This is a genomic window from Escherichia albertii NBRC 107761 = DSM 17582 (assembly GCF_000759775.1).
Classification (GTDB): Bacteria; Pseudomonadota; Gammaproteobacteria; order Enterobacterales; family Enterobacteriaceae; genus Escherichia; species Escherichia albertii.
This window is the reverse complement of record NZ_BBMY01000162.1, coordinates 1-9,595: the sequence shown is the minus strand read 5'-3', so window position 1 is coordinate 9,595 and position 9,595 is coordinate 1. Positions and strand designations below refer to the sequence as shown.

The 9,595-nt window shown below is 52.9% G+C and carries 6 protein-coding genes and 1 pseudogene; 1 reads left to right on the top strand and 6 read right to left on the bottom strand.

Going from position 1 to position 9,595, the window contains the following annotated elements; all coding sequences use genetic code 11:
* Nucleotides 1–176: 176 nt before the first annotated feature.
* Nucleotides 177–758 (bottom strand): superoxide dismutase [Fe], encoded by a 582-nt coding sequence (gene sodB / locus EA14781_RS20675; protein WP_000007275.1) that lies wholly within the window; start codon nt 756–758, stop codon nt 177–179.
* 127 nt (nt 759–885) lie between these two features.
* The gene (gene mepH, locus EA14781_RS20670) at nt 886–1,713 is read right to left on the bottom strand and encodes a peptidoglycan DD-endopeptidase MepH (RefSeq protein ID WP_000101160.1); all 828 of its coding nucleotides are present in this window, start codon (nt 1,711–1,713) and stop codon (nt 886–888) included.
* A 333-nt stretch (nt 1,714–2,046) separates the two neighbouring features.
* On the opposite strand from mepH, the gene grxD reads away from it, so the two are divergent.
* Entirely contained in the window at nt 2,047–2,394 is a 348-nt protein-coding gene (grxD, locus tag EA14781_RS20665) for a monothiol glutaredoxin 4 (RefSeq protein WP_000108169.1), read from the top strand.
* 50 nt (nt 2,395–2,444) lie between these two features.
* On the opposite strand, the pseudogene EA14781_RS20660 reads toward grxD, so the two are convergent.
* The 4 genes and pseudogenes from EA14781_RS20660 to nemA form a co-directional block, all read right to left on the bottom strand.
* Nucleotides 2,445–7,055: pseudogene (locus tag EA14781_RS20660) on the bottom strand (ATP-dependent helicase).
* Nucleotides 7,056–7,147: 92 nt separating this feature from the next.
* Nucleotides 7,148–7,795, bottom strand: a complete 648-nt coding sequence (gene rnt, locus EA14781_RS20655) for a ribonuclease T (protein ID WP_001282295.1) — start codon at nt 7,793–7,795, stop codon at nt 7,148–7,150.
* A 101-nt stretch (nt 7,796–7,896) separates the two neighbouring features.
* Nucleotides 7,897–8,304 carry a lactoylglutathione lyase gene (gloA, locus tag EA14781_RS20650; RefSeq protein WP_001237802.1) on the bottom strand — a complete coding sequence of 136 codons (408 nt, stop codon included), beginning with the start codon at nt 8,302–8,304 and terminating at the stop codon, nt 7,897–7,899.
* Between the two features lie 80 nt (nt 8,305–8,384).
* Nucleotides 8,385–9,482: an N-ethylmaleimide reductase gene (gene nemA / locus EA14781_RS20645; RefSeq protein ID WP_000093615.1), complete on the bottom strand. Its 1,098-nt coding sequence runs from the start codon at nt 9,480–9,482 to the stop codon at nt 8,385–8,387.
* Nucleotides 9,483–9,595 lie beyond the last annotated feature (113 nt).

Below are 9,595 nucleotides of genomic sequence, written 5' to 3'. Positions count from 1 at the left end.
CCCGAAGCAGTTGGTGTTGCCAACAGTTAATAAAACAAAAACGCAGAAGGCGTACCTTCTGCGTTACAGGTTACTGATAAAATGCAATTTATTGCGCCGGATACACTGTTAACGCCTCATTTGCGCAGGACTGATTAGCGTAGTGCATCAGGCAATGTTGCATTTGCCATCAGTGATTATGCGGCGAGATTTTTCGCCACGAACGCCCAGTTCACCAGCGCCCAGAAGTGTTCCAGGTAGCCAGGGCGAGCATTGCGATAATCGATGTAATAAGCGTGTTCCCAGACATCAACGGTCAGCAGCGGAGTTGCATCGGTGGTCAGCGGAGTTCCGGCGTTAGAGGTAGAAACGATAGCCAGTTTGCCGTCGCTATTTTTCACCAGCCAGGTCCAGCCGGAGCCGAAGTTTTTGATGGCAGCATCAGTAAACTGTGCTTTGAAATCGGCAAAGCTGCCAAAAGACGCGGCGATAGCGTCAGCCAGTTCACCTGTCGGTTCGCCACCCGCGTTTGGCGCCAGGCAGTTCCAGTAGAAAGTGTGGTTCCAGACCTGGGCAGCGTTGTTAAATACGCCACCTTCAGAGCTACGAATAATCTCTTCCAGTGATTTACCTTCAAACGCGGTGCCTTTGATCAGGTTGTTCAGATTAGTGACGTAAGTCTGATGATGTTTGCCGTAGTGATACTCGATGGTTTCCGCAGAAATGTGCGGTGCCAGAGCGTCTTTAGCATATGGTAGTGCAGGTAATTCGAATGACATTGCTACTCTCCTTTATTATTAATTGGTATACGCACAATAGCCTTATTGTGAGTACGGATAGGGTAGCAAATTAAAAGGTGAGACAAAAGATGAACTTACCCTGTTGCCGTAACAACAGGGTAAAGTTTTAGCGAAGTGTTTTGGGGGTCATTACCCGACGAGCGCCAACATAGTGGCGCTGCCAGTAATCTTCGCTTAAAGAAGTGATTTGGATTTCCTGGCCACTGCGCGGAGACTGAATAAACTTGCCATTGCCGACATACACGCCTACGTGATCGGCGGTGCCACGGCCCTGGGTGCGGAAGAAGACCAGATCACAGTTTTTCAGTTCACTGCGATCGATTGGTGCCGCGTCGCGCAGGTGATACATTTCATTGGCGGTGCGCGGAATGCGGATCTTCACCAGATCTTTATAGGCGTAATAAACCAGTCCACTGCAATCAAAACCGGTACGTGGCGAGCTGCCGCCCCAACGATACGGCTTGCCAATTTGCTGCATCAGTTTATTCATTGCCACTTTTGTGGCTTTTTGTACTTTTGCTTTGTGCGCGTCGGCAATGGTTCCAGGTATGGCATTTTTGACTTTCACACAATGCGATTTATAACCCTTACGTTTGGTGCACTTTTCCGTAAAGCTGGCTGACGCCGTTTTATTGACAACGTGTTTGCTGCGAGTTTTGGCGTTTTTAGAAGCGGTAACGGAGGATTTTTTAACGGAAGAAGCGGTTTTGCTTTTGGTCGTACTTTTACTGGCGGCTTTTTTGGCTGTTTTCTGGCTGGCTTTATTGCTTTTCCTGGTGGTTGCCGTGCTTTTCTTTTTGTCTGCTTTTTTGGTGATATGAGTGGTGGCAGAGCTCTCCCTGGCTTGCTTGGAAGCATGGGCCATAGGCGTAAAAGGCAGGGTGGTAAAAAGTAAAGCACAGAGCGTGATCGAAATACGGTTTATCCGCGCCACTGAGCGTCCCTCTGTTAAGGCAGGTCTATCATGCCTGCGTCTGATTTACAAAACCCGATGATTCTAATGCATAGAGGAAGAGAAAGTTAATAGCTTTTATTGTTAAAAAATACGTTTCGTCGGCGAGCGCAAAAAAAGCAGCAGCGAAAGCTAAAAATGGTCACAAATACGTCAGTTTGCAGCGTGTCAGAATAGAAATGGATATTTGGAATGCAACTTATATGGCGAAGGGATAAAATAGCAAAAGCGTGATGAAAATGTTATTTTCCGTTGCCGCACTGACCCGCTACAATGTCAGATTACTGCCGTCAAGAAGTTTGAGGAAGCAAGACAATGAGCACCACTATCGAAAAAATTCAACGCCAGATTGCTGAAAACCCGATCCTGCTATACATGAAAGGTTCACCGAAACTGCCAAGCTGTGGTTTCTCTGCCCAGGCAGTCCTGGCGCTTGCCGCATGTGGCGAACGTTTTGCCTATGTTGATATCCTGCAGAACCCGGATATTCGTGCGGAACTGCCGAAATACGCAAACTGGCCGACTTTCCCGCAGCTGTGGGTTGACGGCGAGTTGGTAGGCGGCTGTGATATCGTGATCGAAATGTATCAGCGTGGCGAGCTGCAGCAGTTGATCAAAGAAACTGCCGCTAAATATAAGTCTGAAGAACCGGACGCTGAATAATCAGCCCCGCAATACTGACGGATGTGAAATCAACATCCGTCAGAGCCTTCCTATCCCCAGTCCAGCCCCTGTGGCGAGCTGGAAAATCCCGCTCCCCGCAACAACGTAAATATTGGTGTTTGCCGCACCGGTTGATCATTCACTTCTGTCAGTGTAAAGCGCAATCGTGGTTCGCGTCTCAGCGCGGTTGCCAGCGCCTGAAAAACGTCAGGCGGTAGTAATTCATCTTTTTCCTGCCAGACCAACATTTTCTTACCGCCTTGCGCCAGATAGAGCACCAGCTTGCCGCCGTAAATGACCACCAGCGCACCGGCCCGACGCGTTGGAACCAGCGTCGCCGGATGTGCAGGCCAGGGCAGCAGATTTCCCCACACATTCGCAGGATCGTTGGCAGAGAGCGCCACTGGTGTGTATTGTTGCGGCTGTGTGGCAGATGTGACCAAATCGCGCAGACGGTCAGCAAATTGTGCGCCCCCCAGACCGTCGACAAATCGACCGCGCATAATCCGCCCGGAATCTTCCATACTGCGGCAAAGCGTCTGCATTGATGGAAAACCGCCAGGAATATTTTCGGAAATCACCGCTTGACAGCTGATGATGCCATAGCGGTCGAGCATATTTTCCGTTAGTGCCAACATCCGTTCGGTGTCGTTCAGTGCCGCCACCTGCAATAATGACCAACGCCCGGCCAGTTTCGGTGCGTTGTAAGAAACCAGCGGCGCCACTGGCAAGGCCGCTGGGGCACAACCAGAGCGGCCCCGGCGTAATCGACCACCGCGACGTGCCGAAGAGCGGACGTTTGAACCGCTGCGAGTAAGCGCGCGCAAAGGCGCCCAGATATCGCTGGTTATCATCCCTTGCCAGACTAAATCCCACAGTGCTTCTTGTAACGCTGAAGCATCGACTTGTTGACCGCACTCTTCACGCACCCGCTGACCGATTTGCTGGGCAAACCAGGCGCCGCCGCCAGCCAGCACGGCGATAATCGCTTGCTGAATGGTTGAACGTGTTGAGTCATCGCTTTTTATAACAGTAAGCGATTCTGCAGCATATTCTTGCAAATGCAGCGCTACCAGACCGTCATCGTCGCCTAATTTTTTTTGCCCGGACCAGATAACCGCACCGGTCGCCAATAGTTCATCGAGCATCTCGGGCGAATAATCGCGCACGCGGGCGGGCAGGATCTGACTTTCCCACAGCGAGGCGGGTAAACCGATGCCGGCAAGTTGTTCGATAACTCGCATGACGCCGTCCACACCTTCATAAACGCCCACTGATGCTGAGGTAAAAAGCGCCGGACTCCCATCGGTGGCGGGAAGTACGCCCTGACGTTCCAGCAATAAACGTGCATAGACGATGGTCGAAACCGGGCGTGTGGCTTCTCTGGCGGCCTGCAGCGAACGTAAACGCAGACGACGAAAAACGTCATCGCTTACCCAGACGTCTTGTTGCAGATTCATCGCCAATCCCTGTTCACGTAATTGATGGAGTTGCTCTTCGACAACAGTAATGCCGAGACCAGTTTGACGGGCAAGCTGTTCAGTCGTCACAAGGGTATGGTGCTGGAGATAGCGTAAGAAGAGATCGCGAAGCGGGTGGCTGACACGGTGCTGGTAGATTTCCGGCAATGATGTCGGTAATTTTACGCCGAGGGCGTCTCGTAACCTGGCGGCATCATCCATGCAGGCCAGACACTCCTGACCAGCAATCATCGCCGGGAAGATTCTTTTTGCCGTGAGAAGATTTTCCAGATACGTCTCAATTTCTTCACGGCTGCCCGTATGTCGTTGCATCAGGTCATCAACGGTCATTGGCCCCAGCTCGCGCAGCAGGTCGAACAGACCTTCTTCTCCTTTCGCTTTTCTGTCGGGAACTCGCCGTTGCAACTCTTCTTCAACTTGACGAATCACCAGAGGATCAAGCAATTCACCAGGATCGACTTGCCCGAGTAAATTGCGCAACAACTCACTGTCCAGAGACAGCACCGATGCCCGTCTTTCTGCCAGTGGGATATCACCCTGGTACATAAACTCCGCAACGTAACCGAACAACAGGTTAGCGGCAAAAGGCGAGGGTGTGGAGGTTGTCACATCAGAGATTTGAATTTCGCCGCCGTTCAGGCGACGCATTAGACGCTCCAGCGCGGGAAGATCATAAACATCCTGCAGGCACTCGCGCAGGGTTTCCAGAATGATCGGGAAATCGGGATATCCCCGGGCAATTTCCAGCAACTGGCTGGCGCGTAGTCGTTGTTGCCAGAGCGGGGTGCGATGCCCCGGAGTGCGACCTGGCATCAGCAATGCCCGGGCGGCGCATTCACGAAAGCGGGCGGCGAAAAGGGCTGAGCTGCCCACTGCTTCGCGGACAATTTGCAGTAGTTTTTCCGATTCAAACAGGAAAATAGCGGCGTCAGGTAGTTTGCCATCGGTGTCAGGAATACGAGCAACAATGCCGTCATCACTGGCGACGACAGAGGCGTCTGCGCCCCACAGTGCATGTATCCGCCCGGCAATTGCTAATGCCCACGGTTCATGCACTCTGCGGCCATAAGGCGAGTGCAAAATAATCCGCCAGTCGCCAATTTCATCACGACAGCGTTCGAGGACCAGATGGCGGCTTCCTGGGACAATCTCCGTAGCATTGCGCTGTTCGTTAATTAGTCCCTGAATATTGGCGCGCGTATTTTCTTCCGCCAGCCACGGAGGAATATTTCCGGCAAAGAATTCGTTATTCGCCAACTGATGGAGAAAATCGCCGATCATCTCCCCCAATTCCGCAGGACGGCCGTTACCCTCGCCACGCCAGAAAGGAAGTCTGGCAGAACGACCTGGCGCAGGGGTAACGATCACCTGGTCTCGGGTGATTTGCTGGATCCGTCATGAGGTCGCGCCCAGAGTGATAATGTCATTCACCCGTGATTCATACACCATCTCTTCGTCCAGTTCGCCGACACGCCGCGAGCCGCTCTGTTCTTCGCCTTCCGGTAATAGCACGTTGTACATGCCACGATCAGGTATCGTGCCGCCGCTGGTCACTGCCAGTAGTTGTGCGCCGGGTCGCGCGGTTAATATTCCGGTTTCCCGGTTCCAGACAAGTTTTGGTCGGAAAGCGGAAAAGTCACCGGATGGGTAGCGACCGCAGAGCATATCCAGCGTGGCGTCAAAAATACGCCGTGGCAAATCTTTCCACGGTGCAGCGCGGCGGACGCGGGCGTACCACTCATCAACGTGTAAGGCATCCATCGCAGTGGCGGCAACGGTTTGCTGCGCCAACACGTCGAGAGGATTATGCGGCGGAGTCAGATTCTCCAGTTTGCCAGCAAACATACACTCCACAATGACTGCAGAATCGATTAAATCGCGCCGGGTACGGGGGAAAAACAGTCCCTTAGAAACGCCACCAACCTGATGCCCGGCGCGCCCAATACGCTGTAAACCACTGGCAACAGAAAGCGGCGTTGCCACCTGAATAACCAAATCTACCGCGCCCATGTCAATCCCCAGCTCGAGGCTGGAGGTTGCGACCACGCAGCGCAATTCACCCGATTTTAGCGCCTGCTCTGTTATGGCGCGTTGTTCCTTAGAGACGGAACCGTGATGTGAACGGGCAATAAAAACATCGCTGCTTTGGACGCGGTTAGAGGTTACGCCAGTGGTCGACTCGAAATGGGCCGCATCAGCGGCGATAGCCGGGGAGCGCTGTAATCGTGCGGCGTAAAGCTCATTCAGCCGAGCCGTCAGTTTTTCTGCCAGTCCGCGGGAATTAGTAAAGACAATGGTCGAGCGATGGCGCAAAACTTCATCAAGGATGCCGGTTTCAATATATGGCCAGATGGAGCCTTCTCTGCCTGCGTGGCTGTCTTCGCCAGTGCCTCTGGCGACCGATGAGACATCATCCATATTGGCGACCGGTACGACGATGCGGATCTGCGGATGCCTTGCTGCTGGAGGATTGACTACCGTAACCGGGCGGTCGCCGCCGAGAAACTCCGCGACGTCGTTAGCTGAACGTACCGTGGCAGAAAGACCAATTCGCTGTGCTGATATATTAAGTAATGCGTCAAGTCGTTCCAGACTCAATGCCAGATGTGCGCCGCGTTTACTTCCCGCCACGGCATGGACTTCATCAATAATTACCGTTTCGACGCCGCGTAGCGTTTCGCGAGCGCGGGAGGTCAGCATCAGATAGAGGGATTCTGGCGTAGTGATCAAAATATCCGGGGGATTGCGGGTTAGTTTGCTGCGTTCCTGTGCGGGAGTATCGCCAGTTCTGATACCCACACGGATATTCACTTCCGGTTCTCCGCGCCGACGTCGCTCATCAGCGATGCCTTGTAATGGGATCTGTAAATTGCGCTGAACATCGGTACCTAAGGCCTTAATTGGCGAAATGTAGAGGATACGCGAGGTTTTATGCTGGTGTGCTTCACTGGCGGTGTCTCCGCCTTCGCGGAAAAGTCGATCAAGGGCGTAGAGAAAAGCCGCCAGCGTTTTCCCGGAGCCAGTCGGCGCAATTACCAGCGCATGTTCGCCTCTCGCCGCTACATTCCAGGTCTGTGACTGGACGGTGGTCGGTTGCCTGAATGCACGGAGAAACCAGTTGTGGGTTGCCGATGAAAAAAGGTCCGGCAGGGATGATGTGGGATTTGGGTTATCTGCCATTGGCGCTATTCCCCGTGAGTATCATACATGATGCGTGGAATAGCCTCACTATAGATGCCTGAATCATGGCATGTCATCAGGCATCGACTCGATTACACCTCTTCGGCGACAGGCAGCGGCCAGCCTCCCAGACGTTTCCAGCGATTGACGATTTCACAAAACAGCACGGCAGTGCGTTCGGTATCGTACAGTGCGGAGTGCGCCTGGTTGCTGTCAAACTCCATACCTGCGGTCTGGCAAGCTTTTGACAACACCGTCTGCCCAAGCGCCAGGCCAGCCAGCGCCGCGGTATCGAAAGTGGCGAAAGGGTGGAATGGATTACGTTTCAGTGAGGCGCGTTCTGCGGCGGCCATCATAAAGCTGTGGTCGAAATTAGCATTGTGCGCCACCATAATGGCACGGTTACAGCCGCTCGCTTTAATGCCTTTACGTACAACTTTGAAAATTTCATGCAGCGCCTCGTATTCACTGACCGCGCCACGCTCTGGATCGTTCGGGTCAATGCCGTTAAAGGCGAGGGCTTCCGGCTGCAAATTAGCGCCGACAAACGGTTCGACGTGGAAATGTAATGTGGTGTCCGGCATCAGCCAGCCTTGTTCATCCATTTTCAGGGTGATGGCGGCAATCTCGAGCAGCGCATCGGTTTTGGCATTGAACCCGGCTGTTTCAACATCAATCACAACAGGATAAAAACCACGAAAACGGTCGCACAGACCGGTAAGTTGAGCGTTATCGGACATCAGATTCTCTTAATACGGAAAAATTGCAGCGCGCATTATGACAAATATTATTTGCCGATGCAGTAAGATGCGGGCGTGATGAGTGCACGCCCGACAGGAGATTAGTTGCCCAGACCGCGACCAGCGTCTTTCTCTTCGATCAATTCAATTTTGTAACCGTCAGGATCTTCCACAAACGCGATAACCGTAGTACCGCCTTTTACCGGACCAGCTTCACGGGTAACGTTACCGCCGTTCTGACGAATTTTTTCGCACGCTTCGGCGGCGTTATCGACGCTAAGCGCAATATGACCATAAGCGGTGCCGAGTTCGTATTTATCGACGCCCCAGTTGTAGGTCAATTCAATGACCGCCTCTTCGGTTTCCGGGCCGTAGCCAACAAACGCCAGTGAGTATTTGTATTCCGGGTTTTCGCTGGTACGCAGTAATTTCATGCCCAGCACGTTGGTATAAAAATCGATGGAACGTTGCAGATCGCCAACGCGCAGCATGGTATGAAGAAGACGCATCTTTATATCCTCAAAATGGCTAACAGATTCAAAAAGTTGTTTTAGTATAGCGGCGGCTTTGCGCCGCTCGCAATGTTGGATTACAGCGTGGGGTAATCGGTATAACCTTCCGCGCCGCCGCCATAGAAACTTTCAGCACGCTGTGGGTTAAGCTCGGTTTTGCGCTGCAAGCGGGCGACCAGATCCGGGTTTGCAATCCAGTCGCGACCAAACGCCACTGCATCAATTAACCCTTTGCCGATCAGTGTTTCGGCTTTTTCTACCGTGTATGCGCCTGCGCCAATAATCGGGCCGCGGAAACGGGCGCGTACTTTTTCACGGAAAGCATCGGTATACGGTTTGCCGCCAGCCCAGTCTGGTTCGGACATATGCAGATAAGCAATGCCGCGTTTCCCCAGTTCCTCAATCAGATACAGCGCATCGGCTTCTTCATTCGGACCATTATCGGTGTTCTGGAACGTACCGATTGGTGAAACACGAATACCAATGCGATCGGCGCCCCATTCTTCAATCCCGGCATCGACCACTTCCAGCACCAGACGTGCGCGATTTTCCACACTCCCGCCGTACTGATCGGTACGATGGTTTGAAGAAGGTGAAAGGAACTGATGCAGTAAATAACCGTGAGCAGAATGGAGTTCCACCAGATCAAACCCGGCTTCGCGAGCGTTAGCGATGGCCTGGCGGAAATCATTAACGATGCCAGGAATTTCTTCCAGTTCCAGTGCACGCGGCATGGACGTATCGACACGGATTGCCTGACCGTTTTCATCACGCAGAGAAGTTCGAGTGCCAGCACTAAGCGCAGACGGTGCCACTGGCGCCTGACCACCTGGCTGCAGGCTGGCGTGAGAAATGCGCCCGGTGTGCCACAGTTGCACCGCAATGTGACCGTTTTCAGCATGGACGCCAGCGGTGATTTTCTGCCATGCGGTAATTTGCTCCGGGCTATGAATGCCTGGCGCACCGGCATAGCCTTTTGCCTGGGCAGAAATTTGTGTGGCTTCACTGATAATCAAACCGGCGCTGGCGCGTTGGCGATAATATTCCGCCATCAACGGGGTAGGGATGTCACCCGGTTCAATACTGCGCAGACGCGTCAGTGGCGCCATAAAAATACGGTTTGCTGCCGTGATTGCGCCCACTTTCAGTGGGGAATACAGTTTTTCAGATGACATAAAGGCTCCCGGTCTTCTGGTGATAAAAAAAGCCTACTAAACGGCAGGCGTCGCAAGAATGGTTTGGTGATGCAGCCAACTTACTGATTTAGTGTATGATGGTGTTTTTGAGG

Excerpts from the sequence above, each read along its gene's own strand:
- sodB (WP_000007275.1), bottom strand. The coding sequence starts at position 758 with ATGTCATTCGAATTACCTGCACTACCATATGCTAAAGACGCTCTGGCA.
- grxD (WP_000108169.1), top strand. The coding sequence starts at position 2,047 with ATGAGCACCACTATCGAAAAAATTCAACGCCAGATTGCTGAAAACCCG.
- rnt (WP_001282295.1), bottom strand. The coding sequence starts at position 7,795 with ATGTCCGATAACGCTCAACTTACCGGTCTGTGCGACCGTTTTCGTGGT.
- gloA (WP_001237802.1), bottom strand. The coding sequence starts at position 8,304 with ATGCGTCTTCTTCATACCATGCTGCGCGTTGGCGATCTGCAACGTTCC.
- nemA (WP_000093615.1), bottom strand. The coding sequence starts at position 9,482 with ATGTCATCTGAAAAACTGTATTCCCCACTGAAAGTGGGCGCAATCACG.